Raw genomic sequence first — 26,192 nt, 5'->3', positions numbered from 1 at the left:
ATAGTTGATTTATATAGAGCTAAATTAAATTATTCTATGAGAAATCTAACTTGAACTGTGCTTGAAATTTTAATTTTTTCAAATTCAATATTAGGTTCATTAGAAGGTTCTTCGGCATAAAAACTTCTGGAGCCTCTAATTGCAATTCCAGAAACACTTCCTGCTAATTGACTCGAAAAATCTTCAAAATTACTGATTTGTATAGCATTACCAACTTTTTGATTTAGAGGTTTAGTAAAACTTTCTGCTGTTTCTTTTGCGTTCAACATAGCTTTTCCATTAATCAGAAGTTTTATCTTTTTTTCATCTGAATTTTCAATTTTTTCAATTCGAACATTTGAGATGCCGATTTTTTCCAAACCGATAAAGGCTTTCGAAGCTTCGGAAGCATTTTTGACCAAAATAGAATATGATTTGGATTTGAAAATATCAGTTTGTTTTAAAAGATAAAACTTGTAATTGCTCGAAATGTCATTTACACTTAGGTTTTTATTTACATCTATACCAATCTCCTGTAATTTCTGAATCATTTCTTTTTCAATGTCTTCAACAGACTTTTTGCCTTTAAAATCTTTTTCCATTAAAAGAACATTTATCCAGACTTTATTTGGAATGACTAATGTGTCTGCCTTACCGGAAGACTCTATATAAGGCTTGTCAATTGAATTTTTAGTTTGGGAAAAGGAATTTATTGTTAACAGTGCAAATAATGCTAAAAGGCTTTTTTTCATTGTTTTAAAAGTTAATTTTAAATGTAAATAAGAAATTAATTATACTGTTTAGAAGTTTCAACCAGACGAATAAATTCAGCTTTATAGCCTTCGCCGTCATTTGAATTTCCTTGTTTGGCTAATTTAACTATTTCTTCGGAAGATTTGTTTGATATTAATTTTGAATCTCTCAATTTTAATCCAAACCAGGCCACGGCAGAACTAAATTTGAAATCATCAGAAGCTTTTTCTAAAACAATAGCTTTGTTTTCGATCACCTGAACCATTTCGATACTTTTATCGCCATCAGGTTTTTTGTAACGGAATTTTATCGTCGCAAGTTCATTATTGAAATTGGTTGTAGTTTCCTGAACCTTTGTGTATTTTAAATCATCAGGAAGACTTGTAAGATATGTACTGGAAACTCCTGCCGGAATGATTTCATACAAAGCCGTAACGATGTGGTTGCTCCCCAATTCACCCGCATCTATAGCATCATTTTTGAAATCTTCCGGACGAAGTTTTCTGTTTTCATATCCAATTAAACGGTAAGACTGCACTTGTATCGGATTGAATTCAATCTGAATTTTTACATCTTTCGCAATCGCAAACATCGATCCTTTAAATTCTTTTCCTAAAAAACGATTTGCCTCCTGAATATTATCAATGTAAGCGTAATTTCCGTTTCCTTTATCGGCCAGGATTTCCATTTTGCTGTCTTTGTAATTGCCCATTCCGTAGCCTAAACAAGTCAGGAAAACACCGGTTTTTCTTTTTTCTTCAATTAGTTTTTCCATATCAGTATTCGAAGAATCTCCCACATTAAAATCGCCATCAGTTGCAAGAATTACACGATTGTTTCCGTTTTTAATAAAATTTTCAGAAGCAATTTTATAAGCCAGATTGATTCCTGCTCCTCCGGCAGTACTTCCTCCGGCGTTTAATTGATCCAAAGCATCAATAATAGTTTTTTTCTCGTCTCCAGAAGTTGGAGGCAAAACCAATCCGGCAGCTCCAGCGTAAACCACAATGGCAACTTTATCTTTTTGTCGTAATTCGTTTACCAAAATTTTCATCGATTGTTTTAATAAAGGCAATTTGTTCATTTCGCTCATTGACCCGGAAACATCAATTAAGAAAACAAGATTAGAAGCCGGTAAATCATCGGTTGGAATATTTTTTCCCTGTAAACCAATTTTAAGGATTTTATTTTTGGAATTCCATGGAGAATCACTCAATTCGGTATTGATAGAAAACGGATGCTGGTCTTTTGGCTGTGGATAATTGTATTTGAAGAAGTTTACCATTTCCTCGACACGCACAGCATCTTTTGGAACTTCCTGTCCGTTGTTCAGGAAACGTCTGATATTGGTATAAGAAGCATTGTCAACATCAATAGAAAATGTAGAAAGTGGTGCTGTTTTCGGACTTTCGAAAGCATTTTCTACAAATGTATCATAATCTTCCTGAGAAGGTTCTGCAGGGATTGGTGTAATTGTGTTTAATTTTTTATCTAATTCTCTTTCAGAGAGATTTTTATAAAGGTCGTTTTTCGTAGTGATGATAACAGTTCCATTATTAGTACCGCTATGAATTGATGAGTTTGGATCATTCTTAAGAATATGAACATCTTTAATATCATTTGGATTGATTTTTGCCATTTGGTCGGCTTTAATACGAACTCCGTCAACAATATACACAGGTTCATTTTTAGATGAAATTGAAGAAGATTCCCGAACTGTTGTAACACTTGCATTTGTAACTGGCTGAACTTGTTTTTTTGAAGTTTTTGCTCTGACTTCTGTCCCTTGAACTATTTGTACGGAAGCTGCTGTTTGGTGTTTTTTGCGTTTAACGGCATAACCCGTAACGACAACTTCTTCTAATGACTGGCTTTCTTCTTCGAGTTTTACATTAATAATGGTTTTGTCTCCAACAACTTTTGTCTGGGATTTCATTCCTATAAAACTGAAAACAAGAGCATCTCCTTTTTTTGCCTGAATAGAATAGTTTCCATTATAATCTGTTTGAGTATTTTTTTTAGTGCCTTTAATCACTACATAAGCACCAGGAAGAGGTATGTTAGATTGATCTGTTACAATTCCTGTAATTGTTCTTTCTTGTGCTATGCTTACGAAACATATAAGCATAGTAATGGCTAATGAAATAAGTTTTAGACTTTTCATGATAGTAAGTTTTAGAATTAATGTTCGGGTCTTGGCTATTTTTTCAGAGCCGGTTTTCCAGTTTTAGTAGTGATGATAACAACTCCTTTTCTGCCTTTTTCGCCATATTTTTCTGTGGCTTCCAGATCCTGAAGTATGGTAATGGTTTTGATTTCCTGTTTATTTAAAGGAGCATACGGACTCGTCGGATTTTTTCCGAATAAATCATTTTCAGAGAAATAAATGCCGTCGATGATGTACAACGGTTCATCGAGAATAACGAGTGATTCTACATTTTCCGGACTCATATTAGGAAGCTCCTCCTGTATCATTTTGTCTCTTTTGTAATCGTCACTGTGTGCCATGGCATTTCCGTTAAGGACAATCAATGGTGCTGATTTTTTAGCCATTTGGCTTTGTTTTTCGGCAAAAGCAGCTTTAGCAGATTCTCTTTCTTTAAATTTTGAAGAATAACTCATTTCTTCACTGGTTTCTTTTTTTGAAACTATAGTATTGTCTTCTTCAAAAAGTTCCTCTTTTACGGGGGGAGATGCAATAGCTTCGGGAGTCATTTCAGAAACAATCACCGGTTCAATAAGTTGAACACTAGATCCCATTCCGGTTGCTTGCTGAATGGCGACACTCTCTTTGTTTTTTGCCTGATTTTCAAGAATTTTAATTGCTTCTTCCTTAGAAACAATTCCGGAGTCAGAAGAGATGGTTTTATCTTTTTGATTTAAATCGGATTTTTGAGATTTTTCAGTTTCCTGAATAACCACTTTTGGAATCTCATTTACTGCATTTTTGTCTGACTTTAAAAATTGAAATCCAAGAGAAAGTAATAACAGAAAGGAAGCTGCGATTGCAATTTTCTTCCATAAAGCAATGTTTTTTTTATCTTCTTTTTGATCCAGTTTATCTTCAACGCGCGACCAGATTTTTTCCATTCCCGGAAAATCTTTTTGTTCCGAGTTTTGTGCGGCTTCTTTAAATTTATCGAATATTTTATCGTGATTGTCCATGACTATTTTGCTTTTTGATAATACAATTTATTTACTAATTCCTTCAGCTTGGTTTTGGCCGCATTGAGCTGCGATTTTGAAGTGCCCTCAGAAATATTGAGCATTGCTGCAATTTCCTTGTGTCCGAAACCTTCAATGACAAAAAGGTTGAAAACCGTTTTGCAGCCTTCGGGAATATGGTTTAATAAATTGAGTAAATCCTCTTCTTCTAATGTGTTAATCTCATCTGTAAAAGGCTGAGAAAGTACTTTTACATCATCAAGATACATGTTGAAATTGGTGCTCTTTTTAATAGTTGCCAAACAGTGATTAACGGTAATTTTTCTGGCCCAGGCTTCAAAAGCCTTATCTTCTTTGAGCTGGTCTAGTTTTGTAAAGATGGTGTAGAAAGCATCGGCCAGGGCTTCTTCTATTTCTTCTTCCTTCTTGAGGTATCGTTTGCAAACACGATACAATTTTGGAGCCATGTGCTCATAAACCTGACGCTGGGCATCACGGTTCATTTTTTTGCAGTTAGAAATTAGCGTTTCGTTTATCACAATTTTGGTCTTTAATTATAAAGAGAGTGAAAAAGATAAAAAGGTTGGGACGAAGATGAAAATAAATGTAAAAATAATTCAAATTAGGTTTTAATTTGCTGATTATTAATTTGTTATTTTGTTTTTAACATTAAAAGAAAAAGATCCCATAAAAAATGACAGATAATTACAATTTTGATGTTTCTGTATTTTTCATACTGCAAAGCCAATACCACCCCGATGACGATTGGGCCAATAATGTTCACTAAAGTGCCATAGCCAAAGTGCATAAATCCAAAAACAGAACTGGAAATAAGTATAGCCAGCTTTTGATTTTTAACCAGTAATTCTAATCTGGGCAACAAATAGCCCCTGAAAATTAATTCTTCAGTAATACCAGCAGTTACACAGGTAAAAAAAAGTAATACATAACTTTTTTTTAAAATCCCTAAGGCTTTATTTAACACAGTACTTTGAGAATTCATTTTCAATAACATAAATAAAAGACCTGTTAAGACAACAGCCAGAAATAATTTTAAAAATGTTTTTAATATTGCTGTTGTTAAAAAAGAAAATGAATATTCAGTTTCTTTCCAATGCAGAAAGGGCTGTTTTTCTATTTTAAAAGAATAGAGGAATAAAAGCAGTAACGAAATCCAAATTGTAAATCTCGAAATATAGAATTGAGCTTCTTTACTAAGTCCTGAATCTTTGAATAATAAAGAAGAATAAATTGCCAGAAAAGGAAGGAGTATTGAAAGTATGATGCCGATAATTAAAGTTGGTTTCTTAGCTGCGTTTGTAATGTTGAGCATTTAGTTGGAATATAGTTTTTAATTTTGGCTTAATTTCTATTCTTTCTCAAGAAGTGCTTTCATGCTTCTACGTCAATATTGTAGTTGAAATATTTTGCACGTTTCTGTGAAATCTTTGCGAATCTTTGTGTTATAATTTACCGCAAAGATTCACAAAGATTTCACAGAGGTTCGCAAAATAAATTTTTGTAAGGCTTTGTGAATCTCTGTGAAATCTTTGCGAATTTTTGTGGAAAAACTCCTTCGCAAAGATTCACAAATGTTCTACTTAACCGGCAATGTCAATTTATAAATCTTAGTTTCCAAAAGCTCAGTGTCATTGTCCTCGCAAAGCAGAAACTCAATTTTATTGTTCTCTTTTTTGTAAAGTGTCAAACCTTCAAATTTATTGGTTGCCGTGATTTTTTGAGTAAAATCGATTTTCATGGTTTTAAGATCGATTCGGCCAATGAAACTTCCTAAGACTTCGCCATCATCGTAGGTTGATTTGGTATCTTCGGCGGTAGAAAGGAAATAGATTTTGTCTTCGACTAAAATAGCATCGGTAAAACTGGAACGAACTCCTTTTATTTTTGGCAGTTTGTAATTGACAGAAATCAGGGCAAATTCTTCTCCAAGATTTTTGGCATGGATGGTAAAAATGGTGTTTTTGTTCGAAATTCCGTTGCCACGATTGAATAAATACCAGTTTTCACCATCAAAAATAGCACCTTCGAGATTGAAATCTTCCGGTTTTATTTCGCCGAAATTTTGCATCAGCGCATACAAATCGATCAGATTGTTCTTTTGTATTACCGTTTTCGATTTAAGATCGAATTCAATCATTTTGTTTCGGTTTTCGGTGGATCCGGAACCAAAAACATACAGTGTGTCGTTGTGACTGGTTAACGATTCAAAATCCGGTTTTAAGTTTTTTGGAATGTTTTGCGTTGGATTTTCAATTAAAGGATGCTGGTTTAACTGCTGATTCTGCATGTTGTATTCGTATAAAAATCCGCTGTTGTCGCCAATAACATAAAGTGAATCATTATTTAAAAATAATCCGGAGGCAGAACCGATTCCGATGATTTGAAATAGTATTTCTAATGTGAATTTTTCCATAAGTATTAGATTAGCTGGGAATTTATTTTTTTAATTGCTTCGGTTGATAAGTTCGTTCTTTTCCTGTTCACTTTAATTTTTGTCATACGTAATAATTTATAATTTTCACTTTTTATAGAACTTTCATATTCCTTGATTTTATTAAGCATTCCATCTTTGGAATATTCATAAAGTATTTTTGTTTTATTGTAATTAATTATTTCCTCAGATTTTATTCTTTTTTGTAAATCGTAGTATCTGGTTTCGGTTTTGGAGTTTTCTTTTCCGTCACCATAGTATGTCTGGAAGTGAGCTATTGTTATATTGTCTTTGTATTCATATAAATACTGCCACCTTATTTTATTTGTAGCTTCTGACATTTGATTGAATTGAATTAATCTTTTTTGGTTGTCAAAAATTTGTTGCGTGTAATAATCTCCAGAATGTATTTCTGTTTTGTTTTCTTCATATTTATATAGAAATGGTGGCGTAATAGGATTTGAGAAAAGTTTTTTAATCAACAAATTATTCTCATCATAAAAGTAATCAGTAGTATAAGTAATAAATTTCCCGTTTTTACAAATACAGTCTGAATGCCAACTTTTTTCAGAGATGATTTTTTCATCTAAGTAAGTGAATTGCTCGATTTCACCAATAAAATTTAATTTTCTACTATGTTGATTGCCAAACGAAATTTTTTCTAATAACTTACCTGTGTCATCAAAATAATACTTAGACTTTTCTGTTTTTGTTTTTTTGGAATCTTTGAGATGATAGGTTTCATAAGTTATTTTTATCGGACCAACTTCCCGTTCTATTTTTTGAGTGTAGATTTTTGAGAAACAAATTAAAAAAAGTAATGTTATTTTAAGTTTCATTATAAGTATTTCATTTGCAATTTGATTGTTTCTTTTGAAAACCAATGCCTAGCCCTGATAGTAATGAAAATACTTTGAAAAGAAATTGCATTTTTTCCTGACAGAACGAAGCGACCAGCGGAAGCTTTGTTATGGCTTTGGAAAAAAGCATTTTATTGAAAAGTATTGCAATGAATAGCAGGAATATGCTTCGTAAAAATAGTATATTTACTTGTATAAAACTTAGAAATATGAAATCGCCACTGATAGAATCTTTGTGTAAACAAAAACAATTAAAGGCGATAACATATGTGACCAATAATAATTAAAATTAACACATATGAAATCAATAGACCCGAATGATTTTAAAGTTACAGATAAAATAAAATTGTCTAAGATTCCGACTTTGCTTAATATCGAAGCTAATGATGATGAAAAAGAAGAAAAATTGGATAAGGTTCAGGCGAAATTGAGTGATTTGCAGGATGTCATGTATTCACACAATAAATATGGTGTTTTAATTTGTTTGCAGGGAATGGATACTTCAGGCAAAGACAGTTTGATTAGGGAAGTTTTTAAGGAATTTAACCCGCGTGGTGTTGTGGTACATAGTTTTAAAACACCCAATTCGACTGAGTTGGAACACGATTATTTATGGAGACATTATATTGCTTTACCGGAAAAAGGGAAGTTCGCTATTTTTAACAGAACGCATTATGAGAATGTTCTGGTAACCCGTGTACATCCTGAGTATATTTTGGGAGAGAATTTACCCGGAATCAATTCGGTTGAAGATATTACACCCAAATTCTGGAAAAACAGAATTGAGCAAATCAATAATTTTGAAAAGCATATTACGCAAAATGGAACCATTGTGATGAAATTTTACATGCATTTGAGTAAAGAAGAGCAAAGAGAACGTTTGTTACGTCGTTTGGAAGAAGAAAAACACCATTGGAAATTTTCGCCCGGAGATCTAAAAGAGCGTGAACACTGGAAAGAATACATGCAATATTATGAGAAAGCAATTAATAAAACTTCAACAGATTATGCACCCTGGTATGTAATTCCGGCAGATGACAAGGAAATGGCCCGTTATATAGTAGCGAAAATTATATTGGAAGAAATGCAAAAATATACCGATATTAAAGAACCAGAGCTTGATGATAAGATTAAAGCTAATATCGAAATGTATAAAAAAGAGCTGGGAGAAAAGTAATAAAATTAACATTTTAAAAAAACTTAGGTTTTTTACATTATTTAAACACACATTTACTCTTCTAATATTTGAATTAATTACCATGAAAAGAATTATTTTTTTTATCTCAGTTATGATTTATATTGTTTGCTATCCAAATGGTCCAAAAATTAGAACAGAGCTTTCTAATATTAATGATACGTTGAAGGTGGTAAAAAAAGTTTCTGCAAATTATACTAATGGGAATCCAGAGCCAGAGGAAGTTTGGACTTTTTTTTATGAAAATGATTTGATTTCCAAAATCGAATCATTAAGTGATGGTAAGATTACAGCAAGCGTTGAAATAAATTATGAAGATGGGAAGATAAAGGAAATGAAAGATTATATAAAACCATTAAAAAGCTTAAACGAAATCTCTGTTTTGAGAGTTTTTAATTATGATAAAGATTTAATAACTAATATTTTGACAACAGAAAGTCAAAGAAAAATACTTTATATGTATACTTATAACGATTTGAAACAGATTATAAAATGTCAAATTTCAGAAAATGGTAAACTGTTATCTGAAGAAGCATATTTGTACGATAAAAAGGGAAATCTTTCTGAGAGGAAATATGAAGGGCAATCTAAAAAGGATATGACGTTTTATAAATCGTATGATGATAAACATAATTCATTTGGTTTGATTTATTCAGAAGCTTATTTGAAAATTATATCTATGGCTAAGAATAATATTCTTCATAGTTATAATTATGATGGAGGAGTTGATAAATATCAATATGAGTATAATTCAAAAAATTACCCAACAAAAATAACATTGAAGAGGAATGGTCAGATACAAAATATTACTACAATTCAGTATGAGTAAAAAAACAAACCCGACAGATTATCAAAATCCATCGGGTTTACCAAAAAAAATAAAAATAACTTGAATTTAGTTTTTACAATTCAAAACCATATGCTACTCGTAGTGCAACCTGATTGGTATTGAATTTGTCATAATCTTCATATCTTAAACTGATATCAATATGTTTTCCGGCATATCCAATACTTGGAGCCCATAAAATTGAGGTTTCATTATAATTATTAGTTACAGCAAAACCCGCACCAATTTCTCCCATAACATAAAACTGATCTTCCCATACGAATGCTTTAAAACCGGCTTTTGCAGGAATGAAACCTAAATCAGGAACATCGTCACCAACAAATAAGTTAGTAAAACCGGTTGTCAATGTTAGTGAGGTTCTTTTAGATAAATCATATTGAAGTCTTACATCTCCACCAAGAGCCCAGTCATAATCATCTCCATCGGTTGGGATTCCGCCACTTACTCCAAATCCTAATTTTAATTTCTGATCATAATTTTGTATTTCATCATTCTGCTGCGCAGTTGAGGTCGTCGTGTAAAGCATTGCAAAGACTGCAATAAATAAAATTCGGATGTTTTGTAAATTTTTCATGCGTGTATTTTTTTAATTACTATGATGTAAAATTAGTTTTGAGGTACTGTTATGTAGTTATATAATTTTTCGAAATCGTTACATAATGTAAATATTGTTAAAATTCAGGCAATGCATTATTGGCTGTAATCCCTTTATTTTACTGGTTTTTTCGGTTTTATTCAAAAATATACTGCAGACTTTTTATTCTTTCATTTTTGATGAAATGTTAAAATTAAGTAAGTATTTTATTGCTTTTAGAAGAACAAAATCTATTAAGCTTTGTCTTTCGGCCTAATCCGAAGCATGTGATTATCTTTGCAAGGCTAAAAAGAATAAAAGTAAATTTAAAACACACGGAAAGTCGAAGGTGTCTGGATTGGGTTCTTGGCAGGATTAACTTCTGCTGCAGTATTTTTATATATTCACTTTCATTATCTAACAAAAAAATTAATCAATAATTAAGATTCAAATACCTAAATTTGAACCATAAAAAATACACTAAATATGGAATTACCTAAATTTTTACTTGGAGATAATACTGATTTTCCAGACGATATTTTTATCATTCATCTTGATTATCCTCGATTTATTATCAATTTAAAAGATGACGAGGTTGAGTTTTTGGAAGAAGCCGAAGATCTTGATGAAGCCGAATTGAATGCAGAAATGGAAGGTTTAATTGAAAAGGCAAATAACTTTTACGACAGAGAAATAAATCGTTACGAAGAGTAGAGACGCACTGCAGCGTATTTCTACCCATGTACAATTCAAAATTTTCCAATGAAAAAATTACGTTTTTTAAAACCCGTTTTAAATTTCATTTTAATCGGATTGCTGATTACTACTTTAAGTAGAATATTTTTATTTTTTATTTTTAAAGACAGAGTAGTTGAAACACCTAATTTCTGGTATATTTTTCCAATCGGTCTTCGAATGGATTTGATATTACTATGTTATTTGTCTTTTCTCCCGGCTCTTTTAATTACTTTTTTGCCTAATAAATGGCTAAAGTTTACTAACTCCTTTTTGGTAATTTATAGTTTTCTGTTTCTGTTTCTGATTCTTTTTGTAGAATTGGCTTCGCCGGATTTTGTAAAACAGTATGATACGCGTCCGAATAAGATTTTCCTTGATTACCTGATTTATCCTAAGGAAGTTGTCGGAATGCTTTTGAAAAGTTATCTGACTTCTATTATCGTTACTTTCCTGATTTTAGGAGTAGTTATTTATTTGGCTTTCAAAAAAGGGAAACAATTTTTTCATACAACTACTGCCGAATATAAGTTCAAATTAATGGTTTTTCCGTTAGTGGCGTTTTTATTGTTTTTTGGGGCCCGTTCAAGTCTGACTTCAAAACGCCCGATTAATGCCAGTAATGCTGTTTTTTCAACGGATCAGCTTACCAATACATTGGGATTAAATTCGTTTTATACGGTTGCTTTTGCTGCTTATTCGATTAAAAACGAAGGTAACACTAAGATGTATGGTAAAATGGAGGAAACCGAAGCCATTGCTCGTGTAAAAAAATACATGATTGCGGGACCTAATGATTTTACCGATGCCGAAATTCCGTTTCTGCATGTTCAGCAACCAGATTCTGTTTTGAAGAAGCCTTATAATTTGGTGATTTTTCTTCAGGAAAGTTTAGGTGCAGAATATGTTGGAATTCTGGGAGGAAAACCTTTAACACCAGAGTTTGATAAATTATCGAAAGAAGGTCTGTTGTTTACCAATTTATATTGTACCGGAACCCGAAGCGTTCGTGGAATTGAAGCGGTTGTAACCGGATTTTTGCCTTCTCCGTCTGAAAGTGTAGTGAAGTTAGGAAATTCACAACAAGGTTTTTTTACACTTGCCGATGCCTTAAAACACAAAGGATATGACACTAGTTTTATCTATGGCGGAATGGCGAATTTTGACAATATGGCTTCATTTTTCAACGGAAACGGATTTGAAGATATTGTAGATCAGGAAGATTTTGAATCAGATGGGAATAAATATGCCTTCAAAGGAACCTGGGGCTATTCTGATGAGGATTTGGTAACTAAAGCGAATAATTATTTTAAATCAAAAGGAGATAAACCTTTCTTTTCATTAATGTTTTCGACTTCCAATCATGAGCCTTTTGAATATCCAGCTGGAAGAATCCAGCCGTATGACAAGAATCCTGCAACAGTTAACAATGCCATGAAATATGCTGATTTTTCGATAGGGAAATTCTTCGAAATGGCTAAAAAAGAGGCGTATTTTAAAAACACTATTTTCATTGTTATTGCCGATCATAATACCAGAACTTACGGAAAAAATTTAGTACCAATCAATAAATTTCATATTCCCGCTCTAATCTTGGGCCCTGGAGTTCCAAAAGGAGTTTCGTATAGTAAATTGGCCAGTCAGATTGACATTCCACCAACGTTATTAAGTTATTTGGGACTTTCGTTTGAAACGCCAATGGTAGGTAGAAATTTAAATCAGTTAGATGCAAAAACTCAGGGTAGATCTATCATGCAATTTAATGATATCAATGCGTTCAGAGTAGAGAATCAGGTTGTAATTATGCAGCCAAATTTGAAACCGCTTCAATTTGAAATCAAAAATGATACAACTTTGATTCCAGTAAAATTAAACGAAGAATTAGCAAAAGATGCTTTGGCACATGTTATAACTGCGGGTAATTTGTATAAGGAAAATAAATATAAGCTGAGAGAGGTAAAAAAATAATTTTGCAACTCATTTTGATAATGAAAAGCTGCTAAAGATGAATTTCTTCTTTAGCAGCTTTTTTGTTTTATTGCCTGAATTTTAAATAATAACAAAATCACAATTTATGTGAAATTGTCGTAACTTTAATGGTTTGATTTTTAGTTTCTTATGATGTGTTTCTATGAAGGCAAAATGAGGTAACAAAAAATGAGTTTTGTTTATCTGTTTATAAATGATTAAAACTAAATCGATATGAAAAATCTTAAAACAATCACTTTTACAGCAGTATTTATAATATGTTGTTTAGCAAATGTAAAAGCACAGGAAGGTAAAGTTGTTAAGGAAAAAGCGATTAAATCCGGTTCGGTTTCAGAAAGCACTTTGGATGTATCTGCACAAAAAAGCAGTATAAATGGCATAAATAATGGAATGCCAAACAGGATTTCGATGAATGTTACGGTTGCCAAACAAACCCAGGGAGCAACTTTTGGAGAGAAAGTAAATTCAGGTAAAATAAATGTAACATTAGTAGAAGGAGGATGTATCGTTTTATTTTCTTCAAGTGAAGGATACAAAGTCAATACAGCAAATAAAAGTATAACCGAACTGAGCAAAAGTGAAGTCGCGACTTTTGGCGAAAAAGTCAATCAGGGTTTGCATGCGGCTGGGAATGCTGTGTCTCAGGGAGCTTCTTTATTGGGAGGTGCTATGCCGGGTGGTTCTATTATTTCGGTTGCGGTTTCCAGTGTTGGCAATTTAGCTGGAGCTGGAGGAGGAGCGGCAGCAGCTTCTTATGCTCGTACTGGAAAGGCACAAACACCTGATTCTGAAAATACTATTTTAAAAATTCAGGATAACCAAAATCAAACGGTGTTTGACCTGGCAGATGGCGAATATGAATTGAGTTTCGTTGTTGTCGAAAAAGCAACTTCGGGACTAAAAGATACTTTAAAAACTCAGGTCAGAATGGCTTTTACAATAGAAAAAGGTGTTTTGAAAACCAAACACGATACAGCTAAAAATTCCGTTGGCAATATTCGTTAAAACAAATAATCCTTGGAGCTGCAAAAGGTACTATTTTTCTTTTTGCAGCTTTTTTTATTTTAAAAACAAATATTTTTCTTCCAACAGGGGTAACAAAAAAGGAGCTTTGTTTATCTATTTTAAAATATTAAAACTTAATCATCATGAAAAATTTTAAAACAGTAATTTTTACAACAGCATTCGTATTGTGCTGCTTAACAAACGTAAAAGCTCAGGATAGTAAAAATGTAAAAGAAAAAACAGTTAAATCAAATTCGGCTTCAGAGTTGAGAACTACATTAGAAACACAGACTCAAGCTGGTGTTGCATTAGATAAAAGACGTCTGAAAACGAAACACGATACTGCTAAAAATTCTGTAGGGAATATCCGTTGAAAAAATAAAATTTTCTATACGAAAAATAGAAAAGGTTACATTTTTTTATACTTGTCCAATAATAACTGAGCGGCTGCAAAAGGTGATATTTCATTATTTTGTACCGCTTTTTTAATTTGGTCCAATTGTGAAATAATTTCAGGCTGATTGTAAAAATTTGATTTCAACTGTTCATTGATGGTTTCCATCATCCAGAATTGATTTTGTTCTTTTCTTTTCTCCTGAAAGAAGCCATTTTCATGAGTTATTTCAAAATATTCAGAAATCGTTTCCCAGACTTCTGAAATACCATCTTTAATTATGGCGCTGCAAGTTGTAACTTTTGGCCGCCAGGTTGATTTTTTGGAAGGAAATAAATGCAAGGCTCTGTTAAATTCAACTTTGGCCAAATTTGCTTTTTTGATATTGTCTCCGTCAGCCTTGTTGATTACAATTGCATCAGCCATTTCCATAATACCACGTTTGATTCCCTGAAGTTCATCACCGGCACCGGAAATTTTGAGTAATAAAAAGAAGTCAACCATACTGTGAACGGCTGTTTCGCTTTGACCAACACCAACCGTTTCAATAATAATTGTATCAAAACCTGCAGCTTCACAAAGGATAATAGACTCACGGGTTTTTCTAGCCACACCACCTAAAGTTTCGCCGGAAGCACTTGGTCTTATAAAAGCATTTTCATCTTTTACCAATTCTTCCATTCGGGTTTTATCCCCTAAAATACTGCCGTGAGAAAGAGAACTGCTTGGATCTACCGCTAAAACGGCGACTTTTTTTCCTAATTGCGTCAGGAAAGTTCCAAAAGCCTCAATAAAAGTGCTTTTTCCAACACCCGGAACACCTGTAATTCCTATTCGGATGGATTTATTAGCTTTAGGCAGACATCCTTTAATAACCTCATTTGCTTTTTCAGTATGTTCCGGATTTGTGCTTTCGATTAAAGTAATAGCACGGCTTAGAGCTGTTCGGTTTCCGGAAAGTATTCCTGAAATCAATTCGTCAGCGGATGGCTGTTGCCTGCGTTTGTTTTTAATTTGGCTGATTGCCGAAGCATTGGTGATTTCGGGAGATGAAATTCCAGCCTTTTCGTTTAAACTGTCGGCCTGCTTATTTGAACTTGACAAAACACATTTTTTAGAATGGTAAAAGTACTGAAAACAAAAACAGTTTCAAAAGCAGAAAATTGCCTAGGAAACTGTTTTTTGTTAAAACACGAATTAGTTGTCTCACTTTTAAATTCATGCTAATTTGTGAAATCTGTATTTGATTAATACCCAGCAGTAAATCTAACCTGATGGTGTTTTGGAGTTTCGATTTCATCAGCAATCACAACCGCTAAATCTTCTACAGATAAAATGCTTCTTTGTTCATCATTAAAAACAGGGTTTTCCAGACCTAAACGGTATTTTCCTGTTCTTCCGGTTTTGGTTCCCTGATGCATTTCAAAAGCAGGACTAAAAAATGCCCAATCCAGTTCTTTTTCTTCTTTTATAATTTCTAAATAATGTCTCGCTGCATTTGCACCATCAAAAATTTCTTTCGGGAAATCAGGAGTGTCAATTGCTTGTAAACCCGGTGCCACAAATAAGCTGCCGGCACCTCCAATTGTGATGAAACGTTTTACGCCAGATTGTTTTACAGCAGCCTGGATTGCTTTTGATCCTCTAATGGAATCATCATAAATGTTTGGATTTGTCCAACCCGGATTAAATGCATTCACTACAACATCATGACCTTTTAAAGTTTCTGCCAATGAGTCAACATCATAAACATCTGCTGCGATCCAGGTTGCATTTGTGGTGTCTTTTGGTGTTCTGGCTATTGCTGTAATTTCGTGTTTTCTGTCTGCCAATTCATTTAAAATAGCTGTTCCAACGAAGCCTGTAGCTCCAATAATTGCGATTTTCATAGTATATAAATTTATTTAGTAATAAAAAAAGTTACAGTTTTAGTTAAAAAAATGGTTTTTAAAATTGGGTCGAAAAATCTTCCAGAGAAATGTTTTCTAATTGCTCACAGACTTTCTGATTCATTTCTACGTATAATGCATCGAGATTCTGATTGATTTTTTTTCCAACAGGACAATCCGGATTAGGCTGATTTTTAGCATAACCCAAACCGATATTCTCAAAAGTCATTTCAAATATTTCTTTTAAAGTTATATTTGAAGCTGCTTTAGATAATTTTGTCCCTCCATTTTTGCCTTCTTTGCTTTCTACAATATGATGTGCTTTTAGGTTTGCAATTTCTTTTCGGACCAAAACAGGGTTCAGGTTCATACTTCCTGCAATAAACTCTGATGACAAATAATCATTCGGAAATTTAGTGAGTAAAGTAAGAATGTGAACCGAGATGGCAAATTTACCTGACAGCATACTGTAATAAAATATATTACAAATTTAAGCCATTTTATAGTACAAAAACTAATTTTAACTAAAAATTAATTTATAACAGTTAAAAACTACAAATTGAAACTAAAGCTAAAATGGGTAAATCGTTCATTTTTAAGGATGTACATTTCCCTGATTGACTATTTTGATTTTTGATTGATTTATAGTCGAAAAATATGCCCAGGTAATAAAAAGAAGCTGCATAGGTATTCTAATCCATAAATACGATATGCCTTTGCCTGTATAGTCGGCAGTTTGCAAGTTAATGTGGTGAATTGCGGCATAAATATTAGCAGGGAACAGTAAGATGAAAAATAAAATAAGCAGTTTCCCCGTTAGGACTTTGGTATTGCGGAACAGTAGTCCAATTGCTGCAATTAACTCTATAACTCCTGTAAAAATGACAATTACATTTGGCAAGGGTAGAAAAGGAATCATCATTGTCATTCCTTTCGTAAAAACAAAATGACCTACAGCTGTAAATACCAGCATGAGTGCCATAGCAACTCTGCCTGAAAATCTAAATTCAAGGCGTTTGGTTGTAAGCCAAATAGTAAGTAGTGTTAGTGTAAAAACTCCAAAGAGCACAATTAAGGTTTCCATATCTTTTTGATTTATGATACAAAGTTGCATACTAATGAAACCTAAAACAATGAACTTGGGTTAATAAATGCGTTTTCGTATTCGGCTTAAAGCTTGTGGAGTAATACCAATATAGGATGCAAGGTATTTTTGGGGTATTTTTTGAATTAATTGAGGTTGTTCTGTGAATAAATTACGATATCGTTGTTCTGCTGACTCGTTCAGTAATGACAGTTCTCTTTTTGATTTTTTTAGAAATAATCCCTCGCTTGCTAATCTGCCGATTGTATTACCAATTTTGGTCACGGTATAAATGTCTTGGAGATCATTGTAAGAGATACGCCAAAGTATTGTGTCTACAAGAGCTTCTACGGTGTAGTTTGCGGGTAATCTGGTAATGAATGAATCATAACCACTTACAAATTCGCCATCAAATCCAAAAGTAAATGTGAGGTCTTTGTTTTCAGAGGGGACATAATATCTAACGATTCCTTTTTCTACAAAAGAAAGATAATTTTCAACATGACCGGTTTTAAGTATGGTTGTTTTCTTTGGAAATTCCTGACGGGTGAGTTTTGAGGAAAAGGTATTCCAGTCTTCATCAGAGAGTTTTGCCATTCGTTCTAAATTGTCTCTTATTTGCTGCATTACTTTTAGAGTTATATATTAAAAGTAACAAAAAACTTAAAGAAGTGCTATAATTTGTTCAACTCAACAGTTAATAAATCCCTACTTTTGTGCTCAAGCTTTGATATGAACAACTTTATTTTAATATTCTTCTTTTTATTTTTAGGATTGCTTTTGCAAAAAGTGAAAGGTTTTCCGTCTAATACTTACAAGGTTTTAAACAAAATTGTCATTTATTTATGTCTTCCTGCCATCACCTTATATCATATTCCGAAAATTAAATGGAGCAATGAATTATTGTTTCCAATAGGAGCGGGCTGGATTACTTTTATTCTGGCATTTGTGTTTTTTCATTTTTTAGGAAAGAAATTAAAATGGTCCAATAAACTCATTGGCTGTTTGATTTTAACTGCAGGATTAAGCAATTCATCATTTTTAGGTTATCCTATAATTGAAGCTTTGTTTGGGAAAAAAGGATTAGAAACAGCAGTTTTGGTAGATCAGCCCGGAACATTTGTAGTGGTTTCAACATTAGGGGTTTTTGTAGCTGCTTTTTATTCTAAAGGGAGTCCCGATACGTTGAGCATCATCAGGAAGATACTCTTATTTCCTCCGTTCATCATGTTTGTTCTGGCCTGTTTAATGAATGTATATGACTACGATTTAGATTTGAATATTCAATCTATTTTATTGAAAATAGGAAGTTTTGTAACCCCGCTTGCTTTATTATCGGTAGGATTACAGTTGAGTTTTGATCGTAAAAGCCAACATTGGAAATTTTTACGTCTGGGACTTTTCTTCAAACTTATTCTGGTTCCGTTTGTCCTTTTAGTTTTATACGTTTTTATTTTCAAACAGCATTCTGAACCTATAAAAATTACAATAATGGAAACTGCTATGGCACCCATGATTACGGGTGCGATTCTGGCTTCGACTTATGGTTTGAAACCAAAATTAAGCAGCATGATGATTGGTTTTGGGATTCCGGTTTCTTTCCTAACCCTTGCAATTTGGTACTTTATTGTCAGTTTAATTTGATTATGAATTAATTATATAGGGAAAATAGAATTTTAACTAATTTTTAAATAATGATTGTATTCTGAATGTATTTTTTAGTTAATTTTAGAGGAACTAAAAAATATAATTATGTCAACATTAAGATTAGGCGATATAGCTCCGGATTTTCAGGCAGAAACTACACAGGGAACTATTAATTTTCATGAATGGTTGGGAGATTCATGGGGTGTTTTATTTTCGCATCCTGCAGATTTTACCCCTGTTTGTACAACTGAATTAGGAACAGTAGCGAATTATGTTCCGGAATTTACCAAAAGAAATACAAAGGTTATCGCTTTGAGTGTAGACGGTTTACAGTCACATTTAGAGTGGATCAAAGACATTAACGAAACTCAAAATACAACAGTTAATTTTCCAATTATTGCTGACGAAGATAAAAAAGTAGCTAATTTATACGATATGCTGCACCCAAATGCAAGCGATAAATTTACAGTGCGCTCTGTTTTTGTAATTGGATCTGATAAAAAAATCAAACTTACCTTAACGTATCCGGCTTCTACAGGAAGGAATTTCGATGAGTTACTTCGTGTAATAGATAGTTTACAGTTAACGGCAAATTATAGTGTGGCAACTCCGGCTAACTGGAAAGATGGTCAGGATGTGGTGATTTCACCGGCAGTTCCGGATAGTGATATTCCGGCAAAATTCCCAAAAGGACATACACCAATCAAACCGTATTTACGTTTGACACCACAGCCAAATAAATAAGCTTTTTTTTTTGAGCTTCTAAGATACTAAGGTGTTAATTTTCCAAGATCATAATATTGGAAAATTAGCACCTTATAAGTTTATTGTCATTAGGAAAAACTTAGCAACTTAGTATCTGAGCTTCTTAGCGGGTTTTTAGCAACTCAGTCATCTTTTTCTTGTCACCAACTACCCAGATAATATCATTTTGCTGTAAAATCAAACTGGACTCAGGATTTAGGATTCGGTTTCCGTTTCTTTCGATTCCAACCACCATTCCCCCGGTTTTTCCTCTAAACTGACCAATGCTTTTTTCCATGAAGTCCTCATTAGAAAGTTCCAGCTGACGCAGTACGACTTCAGATTCTTCTACATTTTTAGCAGCTTCAATTTCATTCTGGTTCAAATAATTAGTAAACTCAGTAATTTGGGCATCGGTACCAATTACTGAAATTTCATCGCCCGGAAATAAACGTTCGGTTTTAGTCGGAATCGAAATTGTGACTTCTCCACGTCTGATGTACGCAATATTAATTCCCATTGATTCTCTAATGCGTAATTCTTCTAATGTTTTTCCGGCAAGGTTCGATTCTTTTCCAATATCAAAAATAGACATATGACCGTCCCAGGGCATTAAGTTGGCATATCTTCTGTCTATCTTTTTGTTTTCGCGGTCATTTAAATTCTTCAAAAAGTGATTTTCGATTTTATGATATTGTTCGTTTAATTTTTTAGGAAAAATTTGGTAAGCTACAATCGCAATTATCAATGCAATAAAAGCGACTAGGGGAGAGAAGAAAATATTCAGTAAAAATCCAACGAAAAATAATCCCAAACTCATTCTAATTAAAATAAGCATCAAGAGAGCCCCGCGATATTTGCGTTCTTCCCATAATCTTTCAACCTCTTCAACTTTGACACGACGAAGTGAAAGTGCCCATAAAAACGGAGCGATTATAACCAAAGTTAATAAAGCTGCCAATGTATTTCCGAAACGTGTATCGGCTACTAAAGGCGCTACAAATTTGGATGATAATAAAACAATTGCAGTAATGATTATAGTATGAAGAATAATTTGGGTTATCGAAGAGCGCAGCACAATCTGCCAGGTACTTACGGATTTAATTGCCTGAGCATTTACACTGTAACGGTTAATGTTTTTTACCCATTTTTTCGGCATTTTTTGTTCTAAAGCTAGCGCAAACGATTCAGAATATTTAATTAAAAAAGGTGTGGTAAAGGTTGTAATGGCAGAAACGGCTACAATTATAGGATACAGGAAACCGCTTGTGACTTTAAGTGTCATGCCAAGTGTGGCGATGATAAAAGAGAATTCTCCAATTTGCGCCAGACTCATTCCCGTTTGTACAGATTGTTTCAAAGGCTGGCCTGATAATAATGCGCCAAATGAAGAACTGAATGCTTTTCCAAAAATAGTTACCAGCGTGATAATCAAAACAGGAAGTGCAAAATCAACTAATGTTACCGGATTAATTAACATCCCTACAGATACAAAGAAAACGGCTCCAAATAAGTCTTTTACAGGCTGAATCAAATGTTCAATTTTTTCTGCCTGAGTAGTTTCTGCAATAATAGAACCCATTATAAAAGCCCCAAGAGCAGGAGAAAATCCAACATTTGCAGCAAAAATCACCATCATCAAACACATGGCCAGTGAAATGATGAGCAGCATTTCATCTGTTAAAAGATGTTTGGTTTTTTTTAGAATGGTTGGAATAATAAAGATTCCGCCCAAAAACCAAATAATTAAAAAGAAAATTAGCTTTAAGACAGATTGTAATAGTTCTCCACCTGATACTTCATTACTTACAGCGATAGTAGATAACAAAACAAGCATTAAAATCGCAACAATATCCTCAACAATCAGAGCTCCGAAAACAATTCCAACGAATTTTTTTCCTTTAACACCTAATTCGTCAAACGCTCTGATGATAATTGTTGTAGAAGAAATCGAAAGCGTCGCCCCAAGAAAAATACTGTCCATTTTTCCCCAACCCATCCATTGTCCAACACAATAACCAATGAGTGTCATGAATGCAATCTGCGTTATAGCAGTGACAGATGAGGTTCCGCCAACCTTCATTAGCTTTTTAAAACTAAATTCGAGTCCCAAACTAAAAAGTAAAAAGATAACTCCAATTTCAGCCCAGACTTCAACACTTTTCATATCAGTTATCGAAGGAAAAAAGTCAAAATGGTTTCCGGCTAAAAAGCCTGCAATCAGGTATCCCAAAACCAATGGCTGTTTCATTTTTTTAAAAATAAGTACAGCAATTCCGGCAGTCATCAGGATTAATCCCAGATCACTAATTAAAGGTTGTAAGTGGTGTGTAGTTTCGGCAGTGGCGGTTAAGGCAATCATATAAAAAGGCGGTATTTTTTTCAGGAGCTTAATCCAGATTTCCATTCCAAGCTTTTGTTCAAAACACCTATTTTTAAACAGCTCCAGGAGCTTCCGTTGGGCGCTCTGTATCTAAAAAAAATATGTTTTTTTACAAAAGGCTTTTCATTTAAAATGGAATTTACTGAACTCCTATAAAAATAAAAGTTAAGTGAAGTAATCTGGACTAGATTCCGTATTAAATAAAAAAAGCTATCCCGATAAAGATAGCTTTTTTTGACAAAATATTTTAGGTTTTCTTTAAATTCCTGTGTAATTACTAGGAGTTATCTGCATTAATTCTGCTCTGACAGAATCAGAAACTTCTAAAGTTGCAATAAAATTATGAATTGCATTCTTATCAATAGCTTCATTGGTTCTGGTTAACCCTTTTAAAGCTTCATACGGATTTGGATACGCTTCGCGACGTAAAATAGTCTGAATTGCTTCAGCCACAACTGCCCAGTTTCGTTCCAAATCTTCGGCAAATTTACTTTCGTTTAAAAGTAACTTGTTCAAGCCTTTCAAAGTCGCTTCAAAAGCAATGATTGTGTGTCCTACAGGAACTCCAATATTTCTTAAAACAGTACTGTCAGTTAAATCACGCTGTAATCTTGAGATTGGTAGCTTAGCAGCCAAATGTTCGAAAATAGCATTTGCAATTCCTAAGTTTCCTTCTGAGTTTTCAAAATCAATAGGGTTTACTTTATGTGGCATTGCCGATGAACCAATTTCACCTTCTTTGATTTTTTGCTTGAAATAATCCATTGAAACATACGTCCAGATATCACGATCTAAGTCGATAATGATATTGTTGATTCTTTTTAAGCCGTCAAAAAAAGCAGCAAAATGATCGTAATGTTCAATTTGAGTAGTTGGAAATGAATGTTGTAGACCTAAACCGGTTTCTACGAATTTAGTTCCGAATTGTTTCCAGTCAATTTGTGGGTAAGCTACATGATGTGCGTTGAAGTTTCCTGTTGCACCACCAAATTTTGCTGCAAACGGAATGTTGAACAACAAACGCATCTGCTCTTCTAAACGCTCTACAAAAACCAAAATTTCTTTTCCCAAACGGGTAGGAGAGGCAGGCTGCCCATGTGTACGTGCCAGCATCGGAATAGCTGCCCATTCAACACTTAATTCTTTCAATTTAGAAATCAAAGAAATTAAAGAAGGCATGTAAACCTTTTCAAAAGCTTCTTTTGTAGAAAGCGGGATAGCAGTATTGTTAATATCCTGAGATGTCAATCCGAAGTGAATGAACTCTTTGTATTGTGACAAACCTAATTTTTCAAAAGCATCTTTGATAAAATATTCAACCGCTTTTACGTCGTGGTTGGTTACTTTTTCAGTTTCTTTAATCCAAAGCGCATCTTCAGTAGAGAAACTCTTGTAGATATTACGAAGACTTTCAAATAAATCTGAATTAATGCCCTGTAATTGTGGTAGTGGAATTTCACATAAAGCAATAAAGTATTCAACTTCAACTAATACACGATATTTTATTAAAGCTTCTTCAGAGAAGAAAGGTGCTAAATTTTGGGTTTTACTTCTATATCTTCCGTCAATTGGGGATATAGCATTCAATTCGTTTAGAGTAGTCATCGTTATGTTGTTTTTCGAAAGGTGCAAATATAAGGTATTGTTAAAACTTCTGAAAATTACTGAAGCTATATTATGGTTTAAATTATGGTTTTGAAAATTTTATCCCAAATAGTGAAATAGAAACCATAATTACGGGATTCATTTTTATGATGGTCATTATGAAATTTTGTAGTCGAAATCCATTTTGTAAAAGCATTTCTGTACCAAAAATCCGGAAATATATCTGTCTTTAAATGACCAAATATTCCGTACGATAAATTTAAAATGAGGTAAATAATGATGCTCAAATAATTTAACTTTAAAAGCGTAATTAAAAACAGCCAGATAAAACCGAATCCTAAAGTTTCAATTGGATGAAGGACATAAAGACTATAAACATTAGTGTCAACATGGGTGTGATGAAGCTTGTGAATTGGGTTGAACCATTTTAAGCGATGCGCCAGAAAATGAAAGCAGAACATAAAAAAGTCCATCAAAATGATCAGCAGTAATGTATCAAAGAATAGAGATGCAATTGATGCTGAAAAATCTATTTTTAAGATTCCTAAAAGGTACAATTCGAACCCCAATATTGTTATAAACGTATTGCAAATCAGGGTCGAAAAGACCCATTTGCGGTCTGACTTTTTTAAAACGGTATTTTCAGGCTCAATTATTCTTCCGATTAAAACTGAAATATAGATTAAAACCAAGTTTTCAATCAGAAAAAAAACAGTCACAGAAGCCAGATTAAATTGGGATAACTCTTGCAGCCAGCTTTCAAAAATCATTTTGTCTTTTCTAAATTCAATAATTTTTCTCTCAAATCAGCTACTCCTTCTGAAGCAAATTTTGCGATTGTTTCAACCTTGTTTCTAATATTTGGAATTGCAATTGGCTTCGGATCAATGTAGAAAACTGGCGTAATGCTATAGGTGTAACTGATTAACCCTGCAGCAGGATAAACCTGAAGAGAAGTTCCGATTACGGCAAAATAATCAGCGGTCTCCGTTATGGCAATGGCTTCTTCAAGTGCCGGAACATCTTCGCCAAACCACACAATATGCGGGCGGAGCTGGTGTCCGTTTTCATCCAGATCTCCGGTTGCTAAATCCTCTGTCCAGTCTAAAATCAAATCCCGATTTTTGGTACTTCTGACTTTTAGTAATTCTCCATGCAAATGTAAAACTTTGGAACTTCCGGCTCTTTCGTGTAAATCATCAACATTTTGAGTGATGATATAAACATCAAAATCTTTTTCTAATTCGGCTAAAATTTTGTGTCCTAAATTTGGCTCGACTTCTTTAAGCTGTTGTCGTCTTTTATTGTAAAAATCCAAAACCAGTTCCTGATTTTTATGCCATCCTTCGGGAGTTGCTACTTCCATTACGTCATGACCTTCCCATAATCCGTCACTGTCACGAAATGTTTTGATGCCGCTTTCAGCACTTATTCCGGCTCCGGTTAGTACCACTAATTTCTTTTTCATTTTGTTGTATTGCAATTATTTTGGTAATTGATTCACTTCTAGTATTCGCACCATTGTCGGTTCTGATTTTACCAGACCTTCGCCATCAACCTGATTTACATTCTGAAGAAAGATATGAAGTTTTTTTTGCTTTTCCCAAAGTGAAATATCATAATTAGGTTCCCATTCGCGTATTGAGGTTGTGGTTAAATCTGTTACTTTCCAATTACTGTCTTCGCTTAAATTTGTGTAAGCCATTGAAACTTTGTTTTCTCTTTCGCTATCTCTAAAAAGAAGGTACAAATAACGATTTTTCCCTTCTTCTTTAATCAATAAATCGGGTCTTGAAATCGGGATTTTTTTGGTGCCGCCGCCGCCTAAATAAAAAGAAGTTTGTCTGAAACCTGTATTCGATTTTTTCCAGCTACCATTTTCTAAATAAACAATCTGAAATTGCGGAATATTGTTTTCACTCCAATAATTCGCAATATAAGGATTTCCGTTTTTATCTGCCGTTATCGAAGTTTGGTTGATTAAACTCGATTTTTCCGGAATTTTCCAGGCAATTTCTGCAGATGCGACAGTTATGGGTAAATTGTATTTTTCTCCATTTGATTTTTCCCAAGTCAAACCGCCATCAAAAGAGCGGGCATAACAGATGTCGTGATTCGTCGAAACATCCCAGCTTTCTCTCCAGACCCAGGACAGATGTATTGTGCCTTTTTCATCTACTTTTGCCTGCCAGTAAGCACTTCTTTTATCTTCGCCGTTTAATAAATTGCTTTGAATTTGTGACCATTTTTTGTCTTTCAAAGAATAGGAATTAATAATCATATTTCCTCTTCCCGAAGAACCCGAACGATAAAAAAACAATAAATTCCCGTTAGGTAGATTGTAAAATTCAGGATACGTTACTTTTTCTTCTGCAATATTGGTCATTGATTCTTCATTACCTAAATCTAAACTTAGCGGTAATTTACTTTTCGCATATCGCAGTCTGGTGTCATGATGATCCCAGCTTACATGTAAAAAGCCATCTCCGTCTACAGCAATACTAATGCTGTTATGAGCGTCTTTTGCATTGCCGAAGTAATCAGTTTTTAAAATTTCCCATGAGTTGGTATTTAGTTTTCTTTTGGCTAAAATTAATGCGCCACTATCATCATAATATGCTGTAAACTGAAAATTTTTAAAAGTAGTTACAGCATTTTTTCTGAATTTAACGGTATTAACAGAATTATTGCTCCAGCCATATCCAACTGGAATTTCTTTTGATGATTTTGTTGCACAGGCAAAAAGGGTTAGGAATAAGGTGCAAAAAAAGCTCTTATAAAATTGCTTGTTCATTAAAGGTTGTTTTTATGAGGTAGTTAGTAATTAGTAAAAATAACCGATTTTAGAAATAGTACGAATTAAAACATACCAGTTTTATTCTTAAAGAAAAT

General features: G+C 33.5%; 26 protein-coding genes. 8 read left to right on the top strand and 18 right to left on the bottom strand.

Annotated features, from left to right (window positions below; all coding sequences use genetic code 11):
* Nucleotides 1–29: 29 nt before the first annotated feature.
* The 7 genes from FLACHUCJ7_RS12040 to FLACHUCJ7_RS12010 all read right to left on the bottom strand — a co-directional run bounded on the left by FLACHUCJ7_RS12040 (nucleotide 30) and on the right by FLACHUCJ7_RS12010 (nucleotide 7,188).
* Entirely contained in the window at nucleotides 30–731 is a 702-nt protein-coding gene (locus FLACHUCJ7_RS12040) for an SIMPL domain-containing protein (RefSeq protein WP_078226068.1), read from the bottom strand.
* A 35-nt stretch (nucleotides 732–766) separates the two neighbouring features.
* Nucleotides 767–2,896, bottom strand: a complete 2,130-nt coding sequence (locus tag FLACHUCJ7_RS12035) for a vWA domain-containing protein (RefSeq protein ID WP_180909060.1) — start codon at nucleotides 2,894–2,896, stop codon at nucleotides 767–769.
* A gap of 35 nt (nucleotides 2,897–2,931) precedes the next feature.
* Nucleotides 2,932–3,897, bottom strand: a complete 966-nt coding sequence (locus tag FLACHUCJ7_RS12030) for a hypothetical protein (protein WP_180909059.1) — start codon at nucleotides 3,895–3,897, stop codon at nucleotides 2,932–2,934.
* A 2-nt stretch (nucleotides 3,898–3,899) separates the two neighbouring features.
* Complete coding sequence (locus tag FLACHUCJ7_RS12025; RefSeq protein WP_180909058.1) at nucleotides 3,900–4,400, bottom strand: RNA polymerase sigma factor; 501 nt, start codon at nucleotides 4,398–4,400, stop codon at nucleotides 3,900–3,902.
* Between the two features lie 149 nt (nucleotides 4,401–4,549).
* Nucleotides 4,550–5,230, bottom strand: a complete 681-nt coding sequence (locus tag FLACHUCJ7_RS12020) for a CPBP family intramembrane glutamic endopeptidase (RefSeq protein WP_031456156.1) — start codon at nucleotides 5,228–5,230, stop codon at nucleotides 4,550–4,552.
* 264 nt (nucleotides 5,231–5,494) lie between these two features.
* Nucleotides 5,495–6,331 carry a DUF6929 family protein gene (locus tag FLACHUCJ7_RS12015; RefSeq protein ID WP_180909057.1) on the bottom strand — a complete coding sequence of 279 codons (837 nt, stop codon included), beginning with the start codon at nucleotides 6,329–6,331 and terminating at the stop codon, nucleotides 5,495–5,497.
* A 5-nt stretch (nucleotides 6,332–6,336) separates the two neighbouring features.
* Entirely contained in the window at nucleotides 6,337–7,188 is an 852-nt protein-coding gene (locus FLACHUCJ7_RS12010; protein ID WP_180909056.1) for a hypothetical protein, read from the bottom strand.
* Between the two features lie 319 nt (nucleotides 7,189–7,507).
* Between FLACHUCJ7_RS12010 and FLACHUCJ7_RS12005 the strand changes: the two genes are divergently transcribed.
* Together FLACHUCJ7_RS12005 and FLACHUCJ7_RS12000 are read left to right on the top strand one after the other, a co-directional pair.
* On the top strand, nucleotides 7,508–8,386 hold the full coding sequence (locus FLACHUCJ7_RS12005; protein ID WP_180909055.1) for a PPK2 family polyphosphate kinase: 879 nt from the start codon (nucleotides 7,508–7,510) through the stop codon (nucleotides 8,384–8,386).
* An 82-nt stretch (nucleotides 8,387–8,468) separates the two neighbouring features.
* The gene (locus FLACHUCJ7_RS12000) at nucleotides 8,469–9,233 is read left to right on the top strand and encodes a hypothetical protein (protein WP_078226076.1); all 765 of its coding nucleotides are present in this window, start codon (nucleotides 8,469–8,471) and stop codon (nucleotides 9,231–9,233) included.
* A 73-nt stretch (nucleotides 9,234–9,306) separates the two neighbouring features.
* Here the strand turns inward: FLACHUCJ7_RS12000 and FLACHUCJ7_RS11995 are convergent, their stop codons facing one another.
* Nucleotides 9,307–9,825 carry a hypothetical protein gene (locus FLACHUCJ7_RS11995; RefSeq protein ID WP_180909054.1) on the bottom strand — a complete coding sequence of 173 codons (519 nt, stop codon included), beginning with the start codon at nucleotides 9,823–9,825 and terminating at the stop codon, nucleotides 9,307–9,309.
* 486 nt (nucleotides 9,826–10,311) lie between these two features.
* On the opposite strand from FLACHUCJ7_RS11995, the gene FLACHUCJ7_RS11990 reads away from it, so the two are divergent.
* From FLACHUCJ7_RS11990 to FLACHUCJ7_RS11975, 4 genes are all read left to right on the top strand, one after another.
* Nucleotides 10,312–10,539 (top strand): hypothetical protein, encoded by a 228-nt coding sequence (locus FLACHUCJ7_RS11990; RefSeq protein ID WP_031456150.1) that lies wholly within the window; start codon nucleotides 10,312–10,314, stop codon nucleotides 10,537–10,539.
* 48 nt (nucleotides 10,540–10,587) lie between these two features.
* Nucleotides 10,588–12,528 (top strand): LTA synthase family protein, encoded by a 1,941-nt coding sequence (locus FLACHUCJ7_RS11985; protein ID WP_180909053.1) that lies wholly within the window; start codon nucleotides 10,588–10,590, stop codon nucleotides 12,526–12,528.
* A 234-nt stretch (nucleotides 12,529–12,762) separates the two neighbouring features.
* The gene (locus tag FLACHUCJ7_RS11980; RefSeq protein WP_180909052.1) at nucleotides 12,763–13,554 is read left to right on the top strand and encodes a hypothetical protein; all 792 of its coding nucleotides are present in this window, start codon (nucleotides 12,763–12,765) and stop codon (nucleotides 13,552–13,554) included.
* Between the two features lie 143 nt (nucleotides 13,555–13,697).
* Nucleotides 13,698–13,928, top strand: coding sequence for a hypothetical protein (locus FLACHUCJ7_RS11975; RefSeq protein WP_078226080.1), 231 nt, complete (start codon nucleotides 13,698–13,700; stop codon nucleotides 13,926–13,928).
* Between the two features lie 35 nt (nucleotides 13,929–13,963).
* Here the strand turns inward: FLACHUCJ7_RS11975 and meaB are convergent, their stop codons facing one another.
* From meaB to FLACHUCJ7_RS11950, 5 genes are all read right to left on the bottom strand, one after another.
* Nucleotides 13,964–15,052: a methylmalonyl Co-A mutase-associated GTPase MeaB gene (gene meaB, locus FLACHUCJ7_RS11970; protein ID WP_180909051.1), complete on the bottom strand. Its 1,089-nt coding sequence runs from the start codon at nucleotides 15,050–15,052 to the stop codon at nucleotides 13,964–13,966.
* A 143-nt stretch (nucleotides 15,053–15,195) separates the two neighbouring features.
* Nucleotides 15,196–15,837: an NAD(P)-dependent oxidoreductase gene (locus FLACHUCJ7_RS11965; protein WP_078226082.1), complete on the bottom strand. Its 642-nt coding sequence runs from the start codon at nucleotides 15,835–15,837 to the stop codon at nucleotides 15,196–15,198.
* A gap of 58 nt (nucleotides 15,838–15,895) precedes the next feature.
* Nucleotides 15,896–16,303, bottom strand: coding sequence for an RrF2 family transcriptional regulator (locus FLACHUCJ7_RS11960; RefSeq protein ID WP_078226083.1), 408 nt, complete (start codon nucleotides 16,301–16,303; stop codon nucleotides 15,896–15,898).
* Between the two features lie 129 nt (nucleotides 16,304–16,432).
* Complete coding sequence (locus FLACHUCJ7_RS11955; RefSeq protein ID WP_180909050.1) at nucleotides 16,433–16,921, bottom strand: DoxX family protein; 489 nt, start codon at nucleotides 16,919–16,921, stop codon at nucleotides 16,433–16,435.
* A 60-nt stretch (nucleotides 16,922–16,981) separates the two neighbouring features.
* Nucleotides 16,982–17,548, bottom strand: a complete 567-nt coding sequence (locus tag FLACHUCJ7_RS11950) for a Crp/Fnr family transcriptional regulator (RefSeq protein WP_078226084.1) — start codon at nucleotides 17,546–17,548, stop codon at nucleotides 16,982–16,984.
* Nucleotides 17,549–17,653: 105 nt separating this feature from the next.
* On the opposite strand from FLACHUCJ7_RS11950, the gene FLACHUCJ7_RS11945 reads away from it, so the two are divergent.
* On the top strand, nucleotides 17,654–18,565 hold the full coding sequence (locus FLACHUCJ7_RS11945; protein WP_078226085.1) for an AEC family transporter: 912 nt from the start codon (nucleotides 17,654–17,656) through the stop codon (nucleotides 18,563–18,565).
* Nucleotides 18,566–18,673: 108 nt separating this feature from the next.
* Complete coding sequence (locus FLACHUCJ7_RS11940; protein ID WP_031456141.1) at nucleotides 18,674–19,312, top strand: peroxiredoxin; 639 nt, start codon at nucleotides 18,674–18,676, stop codon at nucleotides 19,310–19,312.
* Between the two features lie 124 nt (nucleotides 19,313–19,436).
* Here FLACHUCJ7_RS11940 and FLACHUCJ7_RS11935 read toward each other — a convergent pair whose 3' ends face one another.
* The 5 genes from FLACHUCJ7_RS11935 to FLACHUCJ7_RS11915 all read right to left on the bottom strand — a co-directional run bounded on the left by FLACHUCJ7_RS11935 (nucleotide 19,437) and on the right by FLACHUCJ7_RS11915 (nucleotide 26,094).
* Nucleotides 19,437–21,674 (bottom strand): cation:proton antiporter domain-containing protein, encoded by a 2,238-nt coding sequence (locus tag FLACHUCJ7_RS11935; protein ID WP_180909095.1) that lies wholly within the window; start codon nucleotides 21,672–21,674, stop codon nucleotides 19,437–19,439.
* Nucleotides 21,675–21,953: 279 nt separating this feature from the next.
* Nucleotides 21,954–23,300, bottom strand: a complete 1,347-nt coding sequence (gene purB, locus FLACHUCJ7_RS11930) for an adenylosuccinate lyase (RefSeq protein WP_078226086.1) — start codon at nucleotides 23,298–23,300, stop codon at nucleotides 21,954–21,956.
* Nucleotides 23,301–23,377: 77 nt separating this feature from the next.
* A complete protein-coding gene (locus tag FLACHUCJ7_RS11925) occupies nucleotides 23,378–24,070 on the bottom strand; it encodes a sterol desaturase family protein (RefSeq protein ID WP_180909049.1) in 693 nt (230 codons plus the stop codon).
* Nucleotides 24,067–24,768 carry an SIR2 family NAD-dependent protein deacylase gene (locus FLACHUCJ7_RS11920; protein WP_031456137.1) on the bottom strand — a complete coding sequence of 234 codons (702 nt, stop codon included), beginning with the start codon at nucleotides 24,766–24,768 and terminating at the stop codon, nucleotides 24,067–24,069. The genes FLACHUCJ7_RS11925 and FLACHUCJ7_RS11920 overlap by 4 nt, the downstream gene beginning before the upstream one ends.
* A gap of 15 nt (nucleotides 24,769–24,783) precedes the next feature.
* Nucleotides 24,784–26,094 (bottom strand): BNR repeat-containing protein, encoded by a 1,311-nt coding sequence (locus FLACHUCJ7_RS11915; RefSeq protein WP_180909048.1) that lies wholly within the window; start codon nucleotides 26,092–26,094, stop codon nucleotides 24,784–24,786.
* Nucleotides 26,095–26,192 lie beyond the last annotated feature (98 nt).

Source organism: Flavobacterium salmonis (assembly GCF_903819435.1).
In the GTDB taxonomy this organism is placed as follows: Bacteria; Bacteroidota; Bacteroidia; order Flavobacteriales; family Flavobacteriaceae; genus Flavobacterium; species Flavobacterium chungangense.
Note: the sequence above shows the minus strand (reverse complement) of the source record. Positions and strands in the feature narration are given on the sequence as shown.

Bases quoted from the DNA above. Each gene is read 5' to 3' on its own strand.
- FLACHUCJ7_RS12025 (WP_180909058.1), bottom strand. From the start codon at position 4,400: ATGAACCGTGATGCCCAGCGTCAGGTTTATGAGCACATGGCTCCAAAA.
- FLACHUCJ7_RS11965 (WP_078226082.1), bottom strand. From the start codon at position 15,837: ATGAAAATCGCAATTATTGGAGCTACAGGCTTCGTTGGAACAGCTATT.
- FLACHUCJ7_RS11940 (WP_031456141.1), top strand. From the start codon at position 18,674: ATGTCAACATTAAGATTAGGCGATATAGCTCCGGATTTTCAGGCAGAA.
- FLACHUCJ7_RS11985 (WP_180909053.1), top strand. From the start codon at position 10,588: ATGAAAAAATTACGTTTTTTAAAACCCGTTTTAAATTTCATTTTAATC.
- FLACHUCJ7_RS12020 (WP_031456156.1), bottom strand. From the start codon at position 5,230: ATGCTCAACATTACAAACGCAGCTAAGAAACCAACTTTAATTATCGGC.
- FLACHUCJ7_RS11975 (WP_078226080.1), top strand. From the start codon at position 13,698: ATGAAAAATTTTAAAACAGTAATTTTTACAACAGCATTCGTATTGTGC.
- FLACHUCJ7_RS11920 (WP_031456137.1), bottom strand. From the start codon at position 24,768: ATGAAAAAGAAATTAGTGGTACTAACCGGAGCCGGAATAAGTGCTGAA.
- FLACHUCJ7_RS12010 (WP_180909056.1), bottom strand. From the start codon at position 7,188: ATGAAACTTAAAATAACATTACTTTTTTTAATTTGTTTCTCAAAAATC.
- FLACHUCJ7_RS11980 (WP_180909052.1), top strand. From the start codon at position 12,763: ATGAAAAATCTTAAAACAATCACTTTTACAGCAGTATTTATAATATGT.
- FLACHUCJ7_RS11990 (WP_031456150.1), top strand. From the start codon at position 10,312: ATGGAATTACCTAAATTTTTACTTGGAGATAATACTGATTTTCCAGAC.
- FLACHUCJ7_RS11935 (WP_180909095.1), bottom strand. From the start codon at position 21,674: ATGATTGCCTTAACCGCCACTGCCGAAACTACACACCACTTACAACCT.
- FLACHUCJ7_RS12005 (WP_180909055.1), top strand. From the start codon at position 7,508: ATGAAATCAATAGACCCGAATGATTTTAAAGTTACAGATAAAATAAAA.
- FLACHUCJ7_RS12015 (WP_180909057.1), bottom strand. From the start codon at position 6,331: ATGGAAAAATTCACATTAGAAATACTATTTCAAATCATCGGAATCGGT.
- FLACHUCJ7_RS11925 (WP_180909049.1), bottom strand. From the start codon at position 24,070: ATGATTTTTGAAAGCTGGCTGCAAGAGTTATCCCAATTTAATCTGGCT.
- FLACHUCJ7_RS11915 (WP_180909048.1), bottom strand. From the start codon at position 26,094: ATGAACAAGCAATTTTATAAGAGCTTTTTTTGCACCTTATTCCTAACC.
- FLACHUCJ7_RS11950 (WP_078226084.1), bottom strand. From the start codon at position 17,548: ATGCAGCAAATAAGAGACAATTTAGAACGAATGGCAAAACTCTCTGAT.
- purB (WP_078226086.1), bottom strand. From the start codon at position 23,300: ATGACTACTCTAAACGAATTGAATGCTATATCCCCAATTGACGGAAGA.
- FLACHUCJ7_RS11955 (WP_180909050.1), bottom strand. From the start codon at position 16,921: ATGGAAACCTTAATTGTGCTCTTTGGAGTTTTTACACTAACACTACTT.
- FLACHUCJ7_RS12035 (WP_180909060.1), bottom strand. From the start codon at position 2,896: ATGAAAAGTCTAAAACTTATTTCATTAGCCATTACTATGCTTATATGT.
- FLACHUCJ7_RS11995 (WP_180909054.1), bottom strand. From the start codon at position 9,825: ATGAAAAATTTACAAAACATCCGAATTTTATTTATTGCAGTCTTTGCA.
- FLACHUCJ7_RS11945 (WP_078226085.1), top strand. From the start codon at position 17,654: ATGAACAACTTTATTTTAATATTCTTCTTTTTATTTTTAGGATTGCTT.
- FLACHUCJ7_RS11960 (WP_078226083.1), bottom strand. From the start codon at position 16,303: ATGCTGTCAGGTAAATTTGCCATCTCGGTTCACATTCTTACTTTACTC.
- FLACHUCJ7_RS12040 (WP_078226068.1), bottom strand. From the start codon at position 731: ATGAAAAAAAGCCTTTTAGCATTATTTGCACTGTTAACAATAAATTCC.
- FLACHUCJ7_RS12030 (WP_180909059.1), bottom strand. From the start codon at position 3,897: ATGGACAATCACGATAAAATATTCGATAAATTTAAAGAAGCCGCACAA.
- FLACHUCJ7_RS12000 (WP_078226076.1), top strand. From the start codon at position 8,469: ATGAAAAGAATTATTTTTTTTATCTCAGTTATGATTTATATTGTTTGC.